Annotated in this window: 20 protein-coding genes and 2 pseudogenes; 21 read left to right on the top strand and 1 reads right to left on the bottom strand. The window is 44.5% G+C overall.

Annotated elements, in window-relative coordinates; translation table 11 throughout:
* Positions 1–9: 9 nt before the first annotated feature.
* The 20 genes and pseudogenes from V6W81_RS14920 (at position 10) to V6W81_RS14840 (ending at position 16,689) form a co-directional block, all read left to right on the top strand.
* Positions 10–219 (top strand): hypothetical protein, encoded by a 210-nt coding sequence (locus V6W81_RS14920; protein ID WP_338539554.1) that lies wholly within the window; start codon positions 10–12, stop codon positions 217–219.
* A 60-nt stretch (positions 220–279) separates the two neighbouring features.
* The gene (locus tag V6W81_RS29195) at positions 280–510 is read left to right on the top strand and encodes an iron chelate uptake ABC transporter family permease subunit (RefSeq protein ID WP_083679521.1); all 231 of its coding nucleotides are present in this window, start codon (positions 280–282) and stop codon (positions 508–510) included.
* Between the two features lie 107 nt (positions 511–617).
* On the top strand, positions 618–854 hold the full coding sequence (locus tag V6W81_RS29190) for an ABC transporter ATP-binding protein (protein WP_083679520.1): 237 nt from the start codon (positions 618–620) through the stop codon (positions 852–854).
* Positions 812–926 (top strand): annotated as a pseudogene (locus tag V6W81_RS29185) (ABC transporter ATP-binding protein); the annotation flags it as partial. The gene V6W81_RS29190 and the pseudogene V6W81_RS29185, both read left to right, overlap by 43 nt.
* 411 nt (positions 927–1,337) lie before the next feature.
* On the top strand, positions 1,338–1,730 hold the full coding sequence (locus V6W81_RS14915) for an ABC transporter substrate-binding protein (protein ID WP_076331711.1): 393 nt from the start codon (positions 1,338–1,340) through the stop codon (positions 1,728–1,730).
* The gene (locus V6W81_RS14910) at positions 1,696–2,379 is read left to right on the top strand and encodes an ABC transporter substrate-binding protein (protein WP_083679519.1); all 684 of its coding nucleotides are present in this window, start codon (positions 1,696–1,698) and stop codon (positions 2,377–2,379) included. Before V6W81_RS14915 ends, V6W81_RS14910 begins: the two co-directional genes overlap by 35 nt.
* A gap of 313 nt (positions 2,380–2,692) precedes the next feature.
* Positions 2,693–3,499 (top strand): nicotianamine synthase family protein, encoded by an 807-nt coding sequence (locus V6W81_RS14905; protein ID WP_076331709.1) that lies wholly within the window; start codon positions 2,693–2,695, stop codon positions 3,497–3,499.
* Between the two features lie 14 nt (positions 3,500–3,513).
* The gene (locus V6W81_RS14900; RefSeq protein WP_338539553.1) at positions 3,514–4,854 is read left to right on the top strand and encodes an opine metallophore biosynthesis dehydrogenase; all 1,341 of its coding nucleotides are present in this window, start codon (positions 3,514–3,516) and stop codon (positions 4,852–4,854) included.
* Positions 4,851–6,452: a nickel ABC transporter substrate-binding protein gene (gene nikA, locus V6W81_RS14895; protein WP_076331707.1), complete on the top strand. Its 1,602-nt coding sequence runs from the start codon at positions 4,851–4,853 to the stop codon at positions 6,450–6,452. The genes V6W81_RS14900 and nikA (V6W81_RS14895) overlap by 4 nt, the downstream gene beginning before the upstream one ends.
* 1 nt (position 6,453) lies before the next feature.
* Positions 6,454–7,398, top strand: coding sequence for a nickel ABC transporter permease (nikB, locus tag V6W81_RS14890; RefSeq protein WP_338539552.1), 945 nt, complete (start codon positions 6,454–6,456; stop codon positions 7,396–7,398).
* Positions 7,395–8,252 carry a nickel transporter permease gene (nikC, locus tag V6W81_RS14885; RefSeq protein WP_076331705.1) on the top strand — a complete coding sequence of 286 codons (858 nt, stop codon included), beginning with the start codon at positions 7,395–7,397 and terminating at the stop codon, positions 8,250–8,252. The genes nikB (V6W81_RS14890) and nikC (V6W81_RS14885) overlap by 4 nt, the downstream gene beginning before the upstream one ends.
* A gap of 31 nt (positions 8,253–8,283) precedes the next feature.
* Positions 8,284–9,129, top strand: a complete 846-nt coding sequence (locus V6W81_RS14880; protein WP_338539551.1) for an ABC transporter ATP-binding protein — start codon at positions 8,284–8,286, stop codon at positions 9,127–9,129.
* 6 nt (positions 9,130–9,135) lie between these two features.
* Positions 9,136–9,927 (top strand): ABC transporter ATP-binding protein, encoded by a 792-nt coding sequence (locus V6W81_RS14875; protein WP_338539550.1) that lies wholly within the window; start codon positions 9,136–9,138, stop codon positions 9,925–9,927.
* 36 nt (positions 9,928–9,963) lie between these two features.
* On the top strand, positions 9,964–10,812 hold the full coding sequence (locus V6W81_RS14870) for a DMT family transporter (RefSeq protein WP_338539549.1): 849 nt from the start codon (positions 9,964–9,966) through the stop codon (positions 10,810–10,812).
* A 40-nt stretch (positions 10,813–10,852) separates the two neighbouring features.
* The gene (locus tag V6W81_RS14865; RefSeq protein ID WP_338539548.1) at positions 10,853–11,557 is read left to right on the top strand and encodes a class I SAM-dependent methyltransferase; all 705 of its coding nucleotides are present in this window, start codon (positions 10,853–10,855) and stop codon (positions 11,555–11,557) included.
* Between the two features lie 221 nt (positions 11,558–11,778).
* Positions 11,779–13,287, top strand: a complete 1,509-nt coding sequence (gene nikA / locus V6W81_RS14860) for a nickel ABC transporter substrate-binding protein (RefSeq protein ID WP_076331791.1) — start codon at positions 11,779–11,781, stop codon at positions 13,285–13,287.
* Positions 13,288–13,289: 2 nt separating this feature from the next.
* Complete coding sequence (nikB, locus tag V6W81_RS14855; protein ID WP_338539547.1) at positions 13,290–14,225, top strand: nickel ABC transporter permease; 936 nt, start codon at positions 13,290–13,292, stop codon at positions 14,223–14,225.
* Positions 14,226–14,227: 2 nt separating this feature from the next.
* Positions 14,228–15,070: a nickel transporter permease gene (gene nikC / locus V6W81_RS14850; protein WP_338539546.1), complete on the top strand. Its 843-nt coding sequence runs from the start codon at positions 14,228–14,230 to the stop codon at positions 15,068–15,070.
* Between the two features lie 7 nt (positions 15,071–15,077).
* Positions 15,078–15,899, top strand: a complete 822-nt coding sequence (locus V6W81_RS14845; protein WP_338539545.1) for an ABC transporter ATP-binding protein — start codon at positions 15,078–15,080, stop codon at positions 15,897–15,899.
* Complete coding sequence (locus V6W81_RS14840; RefSeq protein WP_338539544.1) at positions 15,892–16,689, top strand: ABC transporter ATP-binding protein; 798 nt, start codon at positions 15,892–15,894, stop codon at positions 16,687–16,689. The genes V6W81_RS14845 and V6W81_RS14840 overlap by 8 nt, the downstream gene beginning before the upstream one ends.
* Before the next feature lie 448 nt (positions 16,690–17,137).
* Here the strand turns inward: V6W81_RS14840 and V6W81_RS14835 are convergent, their stop codons facing one another.
* Positions 17,138–18,223: a hypothetical protein gene (locus tag V6W81_RS14835; protein WP_338539543.1), complete on the bottom strand. Its 1,086-nt coding sequence runs from the start codon at positions 18,221–18,223 to the stop codon at positions 17,138–17,140.
* Between the two features lie 344 nt (positions 18,224–18,567).
* Here V6W81_RS14835 and V6W81_RS29180 point away from each other — a divergent pair.
* Positions 18,568–18,717: pseudogene (locus V6W81_RS29180) on the top strand (hypothetical protein); the annotation flags it as partial.
* Positions 18,718–19,004 lie beyond the last annotated feature (287 nt).

Below are 19,004 nucleotides of genomic sequence, written 5' to 3'. Positions count from 1 at the left end.
GAGATGGTGATGATCAATCCGGATTTTCTCTTTATTCTTTCCCACACAACGAATGATGAAGCTAAAGAAATGATCGAAAACAATTTCAAATCAAATCCAGCTTGGAGCTCCCTTTCAGCCATTTCAAATGACCAAATGTATTTTCTTCCAAAAGATAAATTTGTTTTATGGCTCCTGGTGTTGATGTTGCCGAACCCTATAAATATATGGCAGACTTGATCACTCCAAGTCAATCTAATTAGATATTTATGATTGAGAATAATCAGTTAAAAAAACAGGATGAGCTGGAAACTCTTCATTATTGGACTTTTTATGATCTTCGCTATATTTAGCGTCATAATCAGTTTAGCTTTTGGAGCTGTTTCTGTAGATGTACGGGCAATTTTAAGTGTTTTACTTGGCAACTCAGATTCTGACTACTATACAATTATATGGAATATTAGACTGCCACGTACACTTGTAGCCGTGTTTGTGGGCATAAATTTAGCTCTTTCCGGTGCATTATTGTAAGGGGTTATGCGTAACCCTATGGCTGATCCCTTATTATTGGTGTTTCCTCTTGGATATCATGAAAATGAGGTCATTCGGCTCTAAATCTTCAGTTTGAAGCAGGAAAGATCCACAGTATTCTTGGACCCAATGGCTGTGGTAAAAGCACACTGTTAAAAGCGCTTGGAAAGCAGATTCAGACTACAGCTGGAGAAGTTTTATTTAAGAATAGTGATATCAATACATGGAGCAGAAAAACTTTTGCCAGAGAATTAGCTTTTTTAATGCAAGTACATGAGAGTAATCCCGAGGTTACTGTTAGACAGCCCTGGACATTCTTCACCAGCTTGAGATTATTGAACTAATTAAACGTTTAAATATCGAACAGGGCATCACAATCATCTTGGTACTACATGATATTAATCAGGTAGCCATGATCTCAGATCAAATCATAGTGTTTCAAGCTGGAGAACTTTATGACTATGGTGCTCCTCAAAATGTTATTACACCAAAAATGTTACGTGATGTTTTTAAAGTTGATGCTGAAATAGATATTTCTTCTAAAAATGAATCGATCTCTGTCTATAACTTTCAACTATTCAACGAATAACTAAACACAAAACCATCTCTGAATAAAAATCAGAGATGGTTTTGTGTTTATCATTGTTTTTTAGTTCGCGATAGGTTTTAAGGGGCATATACGTATGGAGCAACGGCAACGATCACAGGATGTTTACGTTTTGGGCAGCTATATAGTTCGAATGAGCCTTTGCTCAGGAATATGTTTTATATACGATAAGATAGGATTTATGCCTCATATCTGGAGTACAAAAAGAGGGAGATTTACATTGAAAAAATGGATTGTTATCATCTGGATTGCGGCCTTACTTACCTTGAACGCTGGTTGCGGCACAGACGCGCAGCAGGAGCAGGTTTCTTCCAGCCCGGCTGCGGGGGACAAGCAGCAGAATGAGACAAATACAGGGGATTCTGATCAAGCTGCCAGTCCCTATCTCACTTTTCACGATCTGAATGGTGCCACAGTCACCTTGGAGAAAAAACCTGAACGCATCGTTATTCTGAACAACGAATTAACTGAATTGTTCTATCAGGTTGGCGGCGAAGCCTTTGGCATAGCAACATCAGCTGGTGTGGATATTCCTGCTGAAGCAGCAGATGTGAAGCAAGTTAGCCTGATTAAACAGCATCAATCTGGAGGAAGTCCTTCAATTAAAACCTGATCTGGTCATCAGTCAAACGCTCTTTCACAATGATCTGTCCGATACTTTCGCTGATGCTGGCATCCCATTCGCCATTTTGACGGTGAAGTCCTTTGAGGACATTTGCAGTAATGCCAAGTTGTTTGGACAGATCATCGGCAAAGAACAGGAGGCTGAAATTGCGATTACAGACATGGATGCCAAACTGGATGCCCTAACAACAGATTTATCAGCGAACAAGCCCTCTTATGCAATCATAACCCTGATGATGAACACTGCATCTATGCAAAAATCGTCCAGTATCGCGCTGGATATTGCGGAGACGCTACACATGAAGAACATTGCTGAAAATCTTCCTTCTGGAAAAATGCCAAGTTCGGTACCCTTCAGTATGGAAAAGCTGGTTGAACTGAACCCAGAGTACCTCTTCATCGTGGTTCATGGGACGGATGAGGATAGGCAACCGCATGATCGAATCCCAATTGGAGAGCAATCCAGCCTGGAGTTCGTTGCAAGCGGTGAAATCGGACCGCCTTCATGTTTTGCCGTCTTTCATGTCTGTTACAAATCCCGGCTTGAAAGTATCAGAATCAGTAGAGTATATGAAGCAGCTGGTCTATTCGCCAAATTCAGCGAAAAAATAGAAATATGTACTGATGAAAGTCCGTAACCGTTATATTAGCGGCTGCAGACTTTTTAACTTGTGTAAAATCATAAATGTGTCTCTATTTGAGTGGATGTATTGACACAGAGCAGCATGCTGGACATTTATGGGTTGATCCGTCAGAAAACATTACGATCTGCCTTGATCTCACAAATTAGACACAAAACGACTATCACTATAGCTAGATTGAGCTATATGGAAAAAATATCTTTTTATTTACACTATAAACAGCATAATGATAGCGTTTTATTTACAGCTCTGTTTATACTCCAATGAATAGGGATTGATGATGTTTCTAATCCAGAACGGAGGAAATACATTGAAAAGTAAATATGCCTTCTTACTTTCCTTGAGATCACTTGAATACGAGATTAAGCAATTAAATGCCTATGCCAAGGAACATGAAGAGTGTTTCGATCTTTTACAACTGAAGCTGGATTCGCTTTGTCAATTTATGACGTTGGAGGAGAACGACAGACAGTGGCTTGCGTGGGGAAGTCAGGAGGAAATTCAGTTATATGGCACGCAACTTCGCGAAACATCTGTGCAAGCGTTATGTGAAATGGAAAAGTATCAATCTGCTCTTGCGATTGAGAATCGTTTGAATGTGAGTGAGTATATCGAAATACTCTCCACATCCGTCCGCAGCGAGCTTCGGGATTTCCAACTTGATCAACGCTCCAAAGTTCTTTTTATTGGTTCAGGTGCATTTCCTCTCTCCGCATTGACCATTGCTCATGAAACGGGTGCAGAAATTGTATGTCTGGATATCGATCCTGAGGCTGTTGAAAAGGGGAGAAAAGTAGCCGATACCTGGGGACTTGCCGACAGAATTGTTTTCTCTGGAAAAGCGATCGAGGAGTTGTCTTTTGTGAGTGAAGCAACTCATATCGTCATTGCCTCTCTAGTTCGCAACAAACTGGATATCTTGAATGATCTCAAAGGAAGAATTCAACCCGACACCCGAATCTTGATGCGCTATGGTAATGGACTGAAATCACTTTTTAATTACCCGGTTGAAGAGGAATTGTCTGACGATTGGCAAAAAACTTCGATTTCTGCAGGGAAAGGCTTCTATGAAACAATGATTATTGAACCGAAGCACAGTGTCATACAGGGAAGGTGAGGAGATTGGACAAGATGCAAGAAACATCGGCTCTAGGCAATGTATTGATTGTTGGTGGAGGCCCGGCGGGTATTCATGTTGCCGTGGATCTGTCCAAAGGTTGGTCTCATCGGATCGGTGTGGCGAACCGGAAGGGAATACACGCAGAGCGACTTCAAACGGAGCTTGAAGAGCACGAATTCCACGTATCCACAGAGGTTCTGGTCGAACGTGCCAGACATCTTTCGGCAACTGCCCGCCTGGACAGGTTTTATGCAGGATTCGACACGATAGAAGATGATTGGCAAACCATTGTTTTGTGTGTTCCCTGTCACAGCTACGTTGATGCCATCCGTGAATTAAAGCTGGTTTACAGGCTTGAGGTAAAACGAATCATTCTCATCTCTCCGGGCATAGGCTCGAACATGCTTGTTCAAGAAAATCTCGATGCAGCTAGAGATCGCATAGAAGTGATCAGCTTCTCGACATACTATGCAGCTACTAAATTTGACCCGGCTGCTGCTACTCTCCTGAAATCTATCGTCAAAGGCTTGAAGAGTAAAATTTACATGGGTTCCAGTCATGCAAATAGTCGTACGCTGTTCCACCTTCAAGACTTTTTCGCCAGTTTAGGCATTGAAGCTGAACAGACCCCGCATCCAATTGGAGCCGAAAGCAGAAGCATTACGACCTATGTGCATCCACCGTTTTTTATGGATTCATTTTCGTTAAATGAAATCTTCAGACAAACTCGTTCCACCAAATCTATGTATAAGCTATATCCGGAAGGACCCATTACACCTGCCACCATCCACAGTATGGTCCGGCTGTGGAAGGAAATTTCCGGCGTGCTTGAGAAGTTTGAAGCGGAACCGATGAACCTGCTGAAATTTATGAATGATGACAACTATCCTGTCCAGGAGCAGTCACTCTCCAGATCAGATATCGAGGGATTCGTTCAGTTTGATGAACTTCATCAGGAGTACTTGCTGTATATCAGGTACGCCTCGCTCCTCATTGATCCATTCTCCAGCCCGGGCGAACAGGGTCAATATCGTTCATTCGCAGCTGTGCCTTACCAGCAGGTAAGCTTGGATCAGGAAGGGAAATGGGTTATTCCTCGTGTTCCTTATGAAGATTACAGAAAATTAAAACTGTTATACCATATTGGACAAGATTTGCAAATTCCAATGCCTCAAGCCAAAACGCTCATGCAGAACTTTGAGCATCAATTAAGAGCATTTATGAAACAACAAGGAGCAGATGCATTCCGTTCTGAGCTCGTCCAGGATGACACCTTGGAGGAAGCAAAAATTATTATCCGTAAATTGCAAACGCAAAACTTAAAGAGTAGAGAGGATGTATTCAAATCATGAGTTCAGGGATTCGATCACAGCATAGTAAAGTCTTTTTTGGTTTTATCTTGATATTATGCGCGGCCATATTTCTGTCCGGATGTAGTCAGAACAACGGGGCTAGTCGTTCCTCCGGTTCATCTAGCGAGGAAAATACGTCTGCTACATCCGTCTCTAAAGACATTACAATCATACATAGTCTTCCCAATGATACGCTGGATCCGCACAATACGTGGATTACGTTGCGTGCTGGTGTAACGGAAACATTGTTGCGACTGGATGAAAATATGAAGATTTCTCCGTGGCTCGCAAGTGACTGGGAAACCAAGGATGATCGCACATGGGTCTTCTCGATTCGGGAAGGCATACAATTTCAGGATGGAACACCACTGGATGCTCAAGCGGTAAAAGCATCGTTTGAGCGTGGCATTGCCGACAGTAAAGCACTTGCCGCCGCTCTTAAAATCGCTTCAATGGAGGCGAACGGACAGCAACTTCAAATTACGACAATCGAGCCTTACCCGGCATTTCCTACAGAACTGGTGCATCCGACCACCAGTATTATCAGTGTAGCTGCCGAGAATCAAATGGGCAAAGAGGCATTCAACAATGCCCCGGTAGGAACCGGTCCGTTCAAGGTTACCAGCTTCACACCGGGCAGCGAAATTCATCTGGTGCGTAACGACGATTACTGGGATGGCAAGGCCAAGTTAAATGAGGTTACATTCAAATTTAATGCTGATGCCAATGTCAGAACGCTCGCTTTTCAGTCCAAACAAGCGGACATTGTATTTCATTTGTCTCCAGAGATGCTGACATCTATCGAAGCTGACAACGAGCTCAGCGTTAGCTCGGTTACGAGCTTGAGAACACATTATTTTACCTACAATCCTGCAAGTTCAAGCGTCAGCGATCACCGTGTTCGAGAAGCCCTGGACAAACTGATTGACCGGGATTCGATTGTACAGGATATTATGCTTGGTCATGCTTCACCAGCCAATGGTCCATTTAATGCTTCACTTCCTTTTGGCAATAGAGAAGGGTATCAGAAACTGGACGAAGCAGGTGCACTCCGGCTATTGGAAAGCGCAGGGTACACCAAAGGCTCAGATGGGAAATTTCAAAAAGATGGAAAACCGTTGACATTAAAACTTATTGCTTTTACCGGCGTGAATCCCGAGCTGCCGCTGATACCGCAGGTAGTTCAGTCAGAAGCAGCCAAAGCGGGTATTACGATTGAAATTGTTTCTGTAGAATATCCTGAAGTATACATCGCAGATCATACCGATTGGGATATGTCTACATCGAGTTATTTGACTTCCCCAAGAGGAGACGGAGGCTCATTTCTGAATTCCGCATATGTTCCGGGTGGCTCTTACAACCCTGCCAATATTCAAGTCGATGGATTGGAGCCCATTCTGAAGGAACTGAATGAGACAGGTGATACAGAGAAACGAAACGAGATTACTCAGCAGGCAGTGACAGTGATCAACAAGGCTTTGCCTCATTCCTATATTATCAATCCCAACATTCTGGTGGGGATCAATCAGCGGGTAACCGATTGGAAACCTGGAGCAGAGGAGTTCTATATCGTAACGCATACACTGGATGTGAAGTGACATGGTTCGGCAATCCTTTTCACGAATCATTCAGCTGATCCTTGTACTTTTAATGCTGAGCCTGGCAACCTTCCTGCTGATGAAGCTGGCTCCAGGTGATCCCGTACTTACGATATTGAAGGCCAACGAGGGAGCTGTCTCCCAATCGGATCAGGAACAGGTGCGAGAACAGCTTGGATTGAATTTACCACTTGTGCAGCAGTATGGTCTCTGGCTTCAGGGCGTGATTCAGCTCGATCTGGGAAAGTCATTTGTTAATAACCGGGCTGTGTGGGACCTGATGATGGATCGACTTCCCGCCACAGTATCGTTGACTTCAGGTGCGATTGTCGTGTTATTGCTTATATCCGTCCCGCTGGCTATATTGGGTGCAAAATATAAAGGGAAATGGCCGGATCATCTCAGTCGACTATTCGCACTGATCGGAGCTTCCATCCCCAGCTTCTGGCTAGGCTTATTGTTAATCTACGCCTTTGCCTTCAAGCTAAACTGGCTACCTACGATGGGCAGTGGCAACGTCAGGCATCTCATTCTTCCATCGATTACACTGGGGTTTGTCATGGCCCCCGAGTACATCCGCTTGCTTCGGTCGGGACTGCTGGATGCGTTATCGCAGGAATATGTGCGCGCCGCTCGTGCAAGAGGCATAGCGGAGTGGAGGGTCATCGCCAGACATGCACTTCGTGCCGCTCTTCTGCCAGTCATTACGATTTTCGGAATGAGTCTGGGTGCACTGCTGGCAGGTTCAGTCGTGACTGAAACTCTTTTTGCCTGGCCGGGTCTGGGAAGTATGGTCATGGAAGCGATCACTCAACGGAACTATCCGGTTATTCAGGGATATGTTCTGCTGACAGGCGTATTCATTGTGACAGCCAATGTGCTTGTGGATCTTAGTTATAGTCTGCTCGATCCCCGAATTCGCTCGGGAAGGGGGAGAAACGTGTGAAATGGACATCACTTGAGAATCTTGTGGAATTTCATAGAGGCCAAAGTCTTCGATTGAGTCCGCTACTGTGGCTCGGTGCGGGCATCATTCTGTTTTTCCTCCTTATCGCTCTCATTGGACCCTGGATATTGCCTAACGATCCTCTGCTGGTTCGTATGTCCGATCGTTTACTTCCACCCAGTGCCGAATTTCCGCTAGGTACTGACCATCTGGGCAGATGCATTTTGTCCCGCATTATAGATGGGACCCGAACAACGATGAGCACATCCTTTCTAGTGTTGACTACAGTCATCCTTATAGGTGTTCCCATAGGCATGTTATCCGGATTTTGGGGTGGTAAGCTGGATACGTTACTTATGAGAACCGTCGATGGCATTGGTGCAGTTCCTGAATTTCTACTGGCTGTTGCTGTTGCCGGTTTTCTTGGTCCAGGTCTGCTTCATGTCATGCTGGCTGTGGCGTGTGTGAAATGGATTACGTATGCAAGATTGGTGCGGAGTATTGTGCTGCTGGAAAAGGAAAAAGATTATGTCAAAGCTGCTGTTGTGGCTGGTAGCGGGATGTGGATCATTCTTTATCGTCATCTGGCAAGACAGGTTGCGTCGCCGCTCGCGGTCATGGCTGCACTCGATGTAGGCCGTTTCATTCTGCTGATATCGATGCTTTCATTTCTCGGTCTGGGTGTGCAGGCTCCTGCTCCGGAGTGGGGGGCGATGCTGAATGAAGGACGCTCGTACTTCCAGGCGGCCCCACAACTGATGATTTACCCTGGGTTATGCATTCTGATGGTTGTATTCAGCTCTAATCTGATCAGCGACGACATTCGGGACCATCTGGACATACGTAATCGTTAAAGTGTTTTAATGTGGATGGGAGGGAAAAGCATTGAGGAAATTAACGGAAGGGCAACCCATCCTGGATGTAAATCATTTGTCGATCAGTGCCGTCCATCAGGGACACAACCACAGAATTACGGAAGATATTTCATTTAATATTCATATCGGGGAAACACTGGCGATTGTCGGAGAAAGTGGAAGTGGAAAAAGTGTTACAGGCAGTGCGATCGCCGGCCTTCTGACCAAACCACTCGCCATTACCCATGGGCAGATTGTTTTCCAAGGGATAAACTTGTTAGAGTCACGGGCAGGGTACGTGAAATCGCTGCGAGGTAAAGAAATTGGTTACGTGTTTCAGGACTATCGCGGCAGCTTCACACCGTTCATGAAAGTCGGCCATCAGTTGATGGAAGTCATCCGTACACATACCCGGGCTACACGAGCGGAAGCGAAAGAAATGGCGCTAGACTGGCTACACCGTGTAAAGCTTCCTGCCGAACGATCCTTTCGGAGCTATCCGTTTCAGTTGAGCGGAGGACAATTGCAGCGGATTGCACTTGCAGCCGCTTTGATGCTGAAGCCAGCTCTGTTGGTTGCAGATGAACCGATTACAGCGCTTGATGTCGTCACTGGACAAGCCATTATGGACTTGATGCAGGAGCTTCAGCATGAAGTCGGTTGCGCAATTTTGCTGATCTCCCATGATTTGAGACAGGTCGTTAAGCGTTCACACCGAATCGCGGTCATGCAAAGAGGCCATATTGTGGAAATAGGAAGCCGGGAACAGATTAAGCATGCCCCACACCATCCCTATACGCAAGCGCTGCTCAAGGCTTGTCCGATAATCTCTCGCAAGCAGCATACGAGTCCACAAGAAACACAAGTTTGGGGGTAACAGAAGATGGAGCCTTTACTGCTGGTTAAAAATCTGCTTAGAACCTATGGACGAGGTAGGGATGCGGTCCGAGCAGTTCATCAGGTTTCGTTCACCATACAAAAAGGGGAGTGTCTGGGGCTAGTTGGCGAGAGCGGCAGTGGCAAAAGCTCGCTGGCGCGACTGCTGCTAGCCTTGGAAAAACCTGATCATGGAGAAATACGACTGCTGGGAGCCTCACTTGTAGAGGCGAAAAAGAATACGCTCCGAAAGATGAGGCAACACATTCAGGTTGTATTTCAGGATAGTAATGCCTCCCTGAATGATCGGTTGCCTGTCTGGCGTTCTGTACTGGAGCCTTTGGACAATTTTCCAGAGGTTAAACCTCCCTTTCTGATGGATGTCAGGGAGAACAGACGTGCAACATCGGCAAGGCTGCTGGAGATGGTGGAACTGGGACCGGAACATCTGGACCGTTACCCCCATGAACTGAGCGGAGGACAACGCCAGCGGGTAGCCATTGCAAGAGGCATCAGCCTCAAGCCAGAGTTGCTCATCTGTGATGAGCCCACTTCCAGCCTGGATGTTACCGTGCAAGCGAATATTCTCAAGCTGTTAAAACAATTACAGACCAATCTGGAGATGTCATTCTTGTTCATCTCCCATGATATTGCAGCCGTTCAACAGATGAGCAATCGAATCCTCGTCATGAAGGATGGGGCAATCGTTGATGAGTTTGCAAGCGAGCAAATCAGCGAGCCAGAGAGACATGATTATACAAAATGTCTGCTTTCAGCGGTATATGACCTGGAGCAATAGTTTTTCTTTACACAAGTTATGATGGAAGAGGTTCTAATGAAAAACGGTGTATGGTTAGCGTTGTTCTCTTCATTGGTATTCAGTGTGATGAACGTTCTTGTGAAAGAGATCAGTGCGACGATTCCACCCGCAGAGATTGCTTTCTTTCGCGGACTGATTGGAACTATTCTGATCCTCGTATTGATGCGTTACGGACAGATTTCTTTTTCACGAACAGGAATTCCAATGCTGGCATTAAGAGGTGTACTCGGCGGGTTGTACATGCTTGCCTATTTTTTTACCTTGTCCAAGATTCCATTAACTGACGCGAGCATACTTGCACAGATGTCACCCGTCTTTGTCATTGTGCTCTCAGTTATTTTCCTGAAAGAGCGACTTTCCCGCAGAACTATAGCGATACTGCCCTTGATTTTCCTGGGTGCAATACTTCTGATCAAGCCCCATGAGTATGCCAGTTATTCTGCCTATGCTCTGGTCGGGATATTAAGCGCTGTCTTTTCGGCAGCAGCCGGGATCTCCATTCGCTACTTGAGCAAGACTCATCCATCCTATGAAATTGTATTTTATTTTGTGGCTACCTCAGCGCTGGTCGCATTGCCCTTTATGTCACAGCAATTTGTCGTACCAGACCCGAGGCAATCGGTGTACCTTCTAGCCATTGGTGTGGTTTCACTGCTTGGACAAGTGTTCCTGACCCAGGCATTCACACATGAAAGTGCTATCGTGGTTCAGGTCGTCAGCTATTTCGGTCTGGTATTGAACGGAATGTTCGGCTTTATATTCTGGCAGGAAATTCCGGATATGCTTACCGTGCTTGGAGGTGTGATCATTGTTACGGGGTGTATCGCCCTATCAAGTCGAAGAGGGGCGAACAAGACACGATAGATGTTTGGCCTACGTATTTCAAATGAAGGAGGTTATGATCTTGAACAAACAAACGCTGTATGATGTATGGTGGCACCACCCTGGAGAAGGAGATCAGGGGATGGAAGATGATCATATCCCACACTGGGAGAGAATACTTGGTTTTATACCGGAAGAGCGTCTGGAGCAATGCAGTGTTCTTGATTTCGGCTGCAACCAGGGAGGATTCCTGAGGCTTCTACACTCTCACCGGCCTTTCAAGGAAGGTGTTGGAACAGATCTGGCACGTCAATCCATTGAAATTGCCAATCAGCGCAGGGGAGATCTGCCGCTGGAGTTCTATGCTACTGGGCAGCCTGAGCAGTTTGTGCATCGGTTTGATTTAGCTTTTAGTCTGGCCGTGTTGTATTTGATTCCCGATCTGAATAAACATGCGTTGCAGATCAGAACCTGTCTCAAGCCAGGTGGCATTTATTATGCTACCTTTGCCGACTACGGTAGCAACCCCAGTTTGCCCGAGATCAGGGATCGCATTAACGGCAATGCAGCCATTCCTATGCAGGATCACACACTGGATACCATATCCGAAGCGTTCATGCTGGCAGGATTTCAGGTGAGCGTGCGTCGCATGCTGCCAACTGGATTGGTCGATCTGTCTCATGGTAAGAAGTGGTATAAACGAGTGGCAGATCAATTGCAGTTTGCCTATGAACAATCCTATATATTCCGGTTTGTTGCTCCAAAGGCTAGCATAAATGGTCTCTAGGGGTAGATTATAGAAAGGGTATATTGTTGTATCATCCTGGCTCAAGTGATTGATTTCAATGGCTTGAGCTTTTTTTGTCACAAATTTTAGCTTTAATAGCTCATTGGGGCTATTACGAATATTCATACCCATCAAGTACGATATAATACGTATTGTTTTTTCAATCAGATGCTTTTATCGATGGAGGTTAGACAACGTTGCAGACACAGAGAAAAATAACGATGATTTTGGTTTTATGCACAGTGCTTTTCGTTTCGGCCTGTTCCAGTACGCCGAAGGATGCAACAACGCAACCTGCAGCGACGAAAGACAAGGAAGTTACGTTTTTGTTCAACTTTGCAAGCCAGACGATTGATCCACATCAAGATTATACCCCTTTGAGAGCTGGAGTGACTGAAACCTTGGTTAAGTTGGGTGAGGATCTGCAGATCGAGCCCTGGCTGGCTGAGAAGTGGGACACGACAGACGGACAGCACTGGACATTTGAGATTAAGAAGAATGTAACCTTCCAGGATGGACGGGCCCTGGATGCCGAAGCTGTAAAACAATCTCTTGAACGGGCGATCAAGGTGAATCCGGGTGTAGAACAGGTTTTGAACATTAAGGAAATGAGTGCATCCGGTCAAACACTGAATATTACGACTGAGCAACCCTTCCCGCAGTTTCCATCCGAGCTTGTTCACCCGAACGCATCCATTCTGGATGTCAATGCGGCTGACCCGGACAAAACACCTGTTGGAACTGGACCTTTCAAAGTTACGTCCTTCACAGCGGGAAGCTCACTCAAGGTGGAGCGCTACGATGAGTATTGGGGCGGAGCTGCCAAGCTGAGTCGTGCCTCATTCAACTTTAATGAGGATGCGAGTGCGCGCCTTTCGGCTCTGATGTCGGGAGATGCGGATATTGTATATCGCCCGCCAACTGAAAGTCTGGAAACGATGAAAAGTGACTCCACTCTTCATTTGGAATCGGTCACAAGCTTGCGCACACACGAGCTTATTTTTAATACAAACCAACCCGAATTCAAGGACAAATATATGAGAAAAGCCTTTGATGCTCTTGTCAATCGTGAAGAATTGAAGGACGTGATTATGGGTGGACAGGCTACGCTCGCAACAGGACCATTCATGCCTGGTTTCTCCTTTATTCCTTCCTATGAAGTCAAAACGACAGGTACCGAAGCAGCACTGGCATGGTTTGAAAAGGCTGGTTATCAGGTGGAACAGGGTAAAGTAAGCAAGAACGGCAAGCCGCTTAGCCTGAAGCTTGTAACGTATACATCACGGGCGGAATTCCCGCTGTTTGCTCAGGTACTGCAAGCACAAGCGAAGGAAATCGGTATCCAGATTACAATTGAGTTTGTGGATAATTATGAAGACTATCTGCTCACCAAAGATGACTGGGACCTGGGCACATACAGTCCATTAATTGCACCACGCGGAGATGCCAGTTACTTCCTCAATGTAGCTTTCAAACCCGACGGGACGCTGAATTTCGGCAAAATTAATGATTTGCAGCTGAACAAATGGATTGACCAGTTGGATCAGATGGTGGATACCGATAAACGAAATGAATTAATTGAAAAAATCCTGATGCATATTGATGAAGAAACTTATTACTCCTACCTGGTTCATCCCAATACGCTCGTTGTGTATAAAGATCGGGTGAAAAATTGGGTAACCAGCAAAAGTGAGTATTACATGCTGACCAATCAACTGGATGTGGAATAGACATGAACAAGCTCCTGAAACGAAGTATAGAGTTCATTCTCTTTATTTTGCTTCTGTCCTTCATTAGCTTTGTGTTCGTAAAATTAGCTCCCGGTGATGCGGTAAGGGAAATACTGCGCTCGGATGATGTGGCCGTGTCCTCTTCCCAAATGGAGAAACAGCGTGAGGCTTTGGGGTTAAATGATCCTGTGCTCGTGCAATACGGGCAGTGGCTCGGACGTCTTGTCCGACTCGATTTGGGAACTTCATATATGACCAATCGTCCGGTAACGGAGGAATTACTGGACAAATTGCCGGCAACCTTGCTGTTGACGTGCACTTCACTGCTTGTGCTGATCGTCATAGCCATTCCGCTCGGCACATTGTCCGCCTTATATCCCAATCGCGTCATCGACCGGTTCAGTCGTCTTCTGGCTGTACTGGGCACCTCAGTCCCTAGCTTCTGGCTGGGGCTTCTTTTAATAGAAGGCTTCTCAGTGAGAACACATCTGTTTCCCTCTATGGGGACGGGGAGCATTGCGCATCTGGTGCTTCCATCCCTTACATTGGGATTAACCATGGCCGCTGTATACGTGCGTCTCATTCGTTCAAGTTTGCTGGAAAGTCTGGGTCAGGATTTTGTTCGGGGTGCACGATCCAGAGGAATAGGTGGCTCGAGTGTGCTCCTTAGACATGCCTTCAGGCATGCACTCACTCCCGTTGTCACCATGTTTGGTGTAAGCATCGGAAGCTTGCTTGGGGGAACGGTCGTGATTGAAGTGCTGTTCGCCTATCCCGGTATGGGCAAATTCATTGTTGATGCCATTCAGAGTCGTGATTATCCGGTTATTCAGGGCTATATGGTACTGATGGGCCTGATCGTTACAATCATCCACATGCTCGTCGACCTTCTGAATGACGTTCTGAACCCCGAGATCCGGTTGAAGGGGGAACGATAATCATGCTTAAAACCAAGTTTAGACTTACCCCTCCGGTGCAAAAACCAAAAATGAGCGTTCACATCATCATTTTGGTACTCGTTGTTTTGACCTTGATCTGTGCTCCTTATGTGGTTCCACATGATCCCTATGCGGTCAACTTGGCGATACGACTTCTGCCCCCAGGTATAGATCATCTGCTGGGGACCGATGATCTTGGTCGAGATCTATTATCCCGTATGCTGCTCGGGGGAAGGAATACGGTAGGAACCAGTTTAAGTGTTCTCTTCGGTTCACTCGCCATCGGTATTCCCGCAGGATTAATGGCCGGGTATGCAGGCGGGTGGCTGGATCGAATCTATAAACGAATATCGGATGCTTTTCTTGCATTTCCGGATTTTATTATTGCCATTGTGCTTAGTGGGCTGATGGGACCAGGTATCTTCAATCTGATGATTGCCATCGTTTCGGTCAAATGGATTACGTATTCCCGCATCGTTCGAAATAGCGTGATCGCGGAGAAACATCAGGAGTATATTACCATCGCCCGCCTGAGTGGATTACGTCCTCATCAGATTTTGTGGAAGCATTTACTACCCCATGCGTTGTCTCATGTGATTGTGATCGCTTCGCTGGATATGGGTAAAGTCATTCTCATGATTGCCTCGCTCTCCTATATCGGATTGGGGGCACAGCCTCCTGCACCAGAATGGGGGGCCATGCTGAACGAGGGACGGGCATATTTTCATAGCTCACCTTACCTTATGATTGTCCCTGGACTCGCGATTATGCTCGTCGTGCTCTGGTCCAACATGCTGGGAGACCGGGTGCGCGATAGGCTGGATATCAAACGAAGCAGGGAGTGAGAAGCTGATGAGTTTACTCGAATTAAAAGGACTCCGACTTATCGCCGGAGAGAAGATTCTTATTCACGATATGCATTTGTCTGTAAAGGCTGGCGACTGGCTGACTGTCATTGGGGAAAGTGGCAGCGGAAAAACACTTACAGGTTTGTCTATCGGTCGTTTACTTCCAAACGGGGTGCGCCATGCGGCTGGACAAATCACATTTAACGACCAGTCTTTATCGGAGTTATCCGAGAAACAGATGAATGGGCTGCGTGGCAAAGAAATCGCGTATGTATTTCAAGACTATACAGGTGTATTTAGCCCGTTTCTTCAGATAGGAAAACAATTGGATGAGACGCTTAGGGTTCATTATACATGGGGGCCCAAGGAACGAAAAGAACGGATCGAGCAAGCTCTGAATGACGTTTCCTTACCTGCCAAACGGGTTGTTGTCAGCTATCCGTACCAGCTAAGTGGCGGACAATTGCAGCGGGTATCCATTGCAGTGGCGATGCTGCTTGAACCAAAACTGCTGATTGCAGATGAACCCACGTCTGCGCTGGACTGGGTTACAGGGGTAGAAATAATTGATCTGCTCCTTCTACTTCAAGAGAAGACAGGCTGCTCCATTTTGTTCATCACACATGACCTGAAGCTGGCTAGACGCTGCGCGGATCAGATTGTCATTATGCGAGAAGGTCGAATCTTGGAATCAGGCAAGGCTGAGGATGTGCTGACACAAACCACACATCCGTACACCCAAAAGCTTTTGGCAGCCGAATCCATACTGTCTTATGCTGAACCTGGCGTCGTTCCAGAACGAGGTGGACTAGACTATCATGAGTGAAAAAGCTGTGTTTACCGTTCAAAACCTAATCAAGACCTATGCTGGACAGACAAGGGCGATCGACGGAATTTCTTTCAGTCTCGACCTGGGAGAATGTGTGGGGCTGATCGGAGAAAGCGGGAGCGGCAAGAGTACACTGGCACGCTGCATTTTATTGATGGAGAAGTTCGATTCCGGGCAAATGTGGTTTCAGGGACGAGAGATGTTACAACCACGGACTGCTTCCGCCTATCAAGCCCTTGAGGGTCAAGTTCAGGCGGTGTTTCAAAATCCTGCATCGAGTCTCAATCCCAGACTACAGATCATTGATTCCGTGATGGAACCGCTGGACACCCTCAAGCAACGAACACCTGTAATCGTCCAGGATTGCAGACAGGACAGGCTGAAGTGTGCCGAACGGCTGCTGGATCTGGTGGAGCTACCAGCGCATCTCTTGCATCAGTATCCCCATGAGCTCAGTGGAGGACAGAAGCAGCGCGTCGCTATTGCCAGAGCGATAAGCAGTGACCCATCCCTGATCATCATGGATGAACCCACATCCAGTCTGGATATGATTACACAAGCTCAGATCATCGAGATGCTTATGATACTGCAAAAAAACATCGGATTTGCCTGTTTATTTATTTCACATGATCTGGCTACAATCCAGCGTATATCCGATCGAATTATGGTGATACAGGAGGGACGAATGATAGACCATTTTGCCAAGGAGGATTTATTTTCATCCGAGAGGCATGCATATACACAGCAATTGGTTCACAAATATTCGAAGCGAGGGAGAAAATTATAAAATCCGGCTAATGATAGCCGGATTTATTTTTGACCATATCAGGTAAGGAAATACATTTACCACTTCAACAATTTGTTAGCTTTTTTCTCCATTCAAGATCATGCCTTTTTTTGCTAACCGTACGGCAACCCTACAACAGTTATGAATTACTTCAAGACTCTACCGACATATTACTCTGAATGCAGGAGCGATGTTTACTATAAAGTTAAGTAACACGTACTTCTAAAATAAAACACGTTTCTAGAGTTATTCAATCATCATATATTAGTATTAGACGAAAAGTTGAATCTAAGAGGAGAATAAAATTAGTAAAAAAAACTTCATGTACAGAAAGACAATGGCGGAAAAATTACTTTTTAAATATACGGAAACTGACGATATTGAATCAATTATACTACGCATAACTCAAGATAAACGCAGCATAGGCTAAGTAATTTGAGTAGTATTTTCAATCAATGTTTATAATAATTTCTTCTTTTCTAGACTCCCAATCACATATTAGTCCGATTCTAAAGGCCTCACCTGAGTAATTTGATGTTATACGAATAGTTGAGTTAAGTGGTTCTCTAAAGAAGCTGACATATGCATCAATTACTCCATCATAACCGTCAATGACTATGAAATGTGCTTTAGGTGGAACATTACTTTTCACCCAATTCACAAGCCATGATGGCATTTTGCAATTAATCCAATATGAAGCTAAATCTCCCGCGTTGCAAATACTGCTTCGAATCGGATCAAAAATGTCTTCAAGTATGAAAGCTTGGCCTTTAAAAAGGCTAAGGGCATTGAACGCTGATTTTATATAAATCAAGGGAAAAGATATGTCTTTGACGTCATCAATCATATAGTTGTATTGATATTTTGAAGCTGAACTAAGGAGAAATGGATTTATATCTGGTAAAGCTCTCAGAGTTATTAGCTTACAAAAGTTATCCATATTAAAATTCTTTATTGAGGAGCATACATAAAATCTATTTTCGTGATAAGCAATACTTACAAAATTACATGAAGTTGAAGATGGAGGATTTATAAAAATATACTTTCGATCTGTGCTTCTTATAAAAGTGTTTAAAGAAGAATGGAACTTTTTTAATGTACCTTCAGGTTGTTTTGAGAGGTTATCAGAAACATACAAAGGACGCTTCATGTTCCATGTTTCATCAAATTTTATAAAAATTTGTGGTAAAATCCGAACAACTCCAGTAAACATAAATCCTAATCTATATGGAACTAAAAGAGTATCTAGTTCTTTCTCAGGAGAGATAGCGGTAAAAATATGTACAACCGGATTTCTCACTTTCAATACATTTAATGACCCTCGTTTTCCGGGTCCGAAATTATTTCTATTTATTGAAAGCAAAGAATTTCTGAGTGCACGTAATTCCAATGAGGAAAAGTAATTATTGGCTTCATTTGAAACAAACCCACATGGTAATTTCTTAATTCCTCCCAAACCTGCTGGAATGACATGTTCTTGATTTGAGTACTCAAGTTTCTCATTATAGTACTTGTAGTAGATACACTGGTTCATGAAGCACCCTCTCTTTATGTATATAATAGGAAGAACACAGATTTTAATAACTTCGACAATATACTCAGGAAAATAGAAGTATATTTCTCTCAGGTTCTAGGTCCTTTTAATTAGTAAGTTTATTATATCAAAGGAATTACTTATAGTGCATCGTAACGTAGTAACGTATGATATAGTTATTGTTGGAACAATAAGGTTGTAAAAGGTCGCACATAGTATTAATTTCGTAAACAACCCATTGCTTTTCCGAAGAGATAATGAAGCTGTAGAGGAGACGATGAGAATATGATTACTCAGAAGCAATTTGTTGATTTATTAAGCGAAATTGAACCAGTTCCACCACCAAAACTAATGCTATTGATGCGCATACAAAAGTTAGAAAGCATCTTTGCGAACACAGTACATTCAAAGATTATCACTTAGATACATTTCTATCAGGTTCCTATAAACGAAATACTGCAATTCACCTAAGAAAAGTGAATGGTGTTTTTTAACGTTATGATGCAGATATTATCGTGGTTACTAATCATATGCTAACTTTATTGGGCTTGTTACAATTTTTTGGGTTACGATGGAGTAAACACCTAGAAAATCTCGCTTAACAAGGTCCAAATTGTACTTACCTCCGTAGGTATCTCAAGAGGGTGCGATCTTTAGCTGAATATATCTATAAAAAAAGCGCCATTAGGCTGCTGCAATTAGGATAATATCAAATTCGAAACTTTTTACTTGAAAGTTATGTAGTTCTCACTACTGAAAATCTTTGGTTTCTAGCAATACT

It is taken from the genome of Paenibacillus tundrae, from assembly GCF_036884255.1.
Classification (GTDB): domain Bacteria; phylum Bacillota; class Bacilli; order Paenibacillales; family Paenibacillaceae; genus Paenibacillus.
Note: the sequence above shows the minus strand (reverse complement) of the source record. Positions and strands in the feature narration are given on the sequence as shown.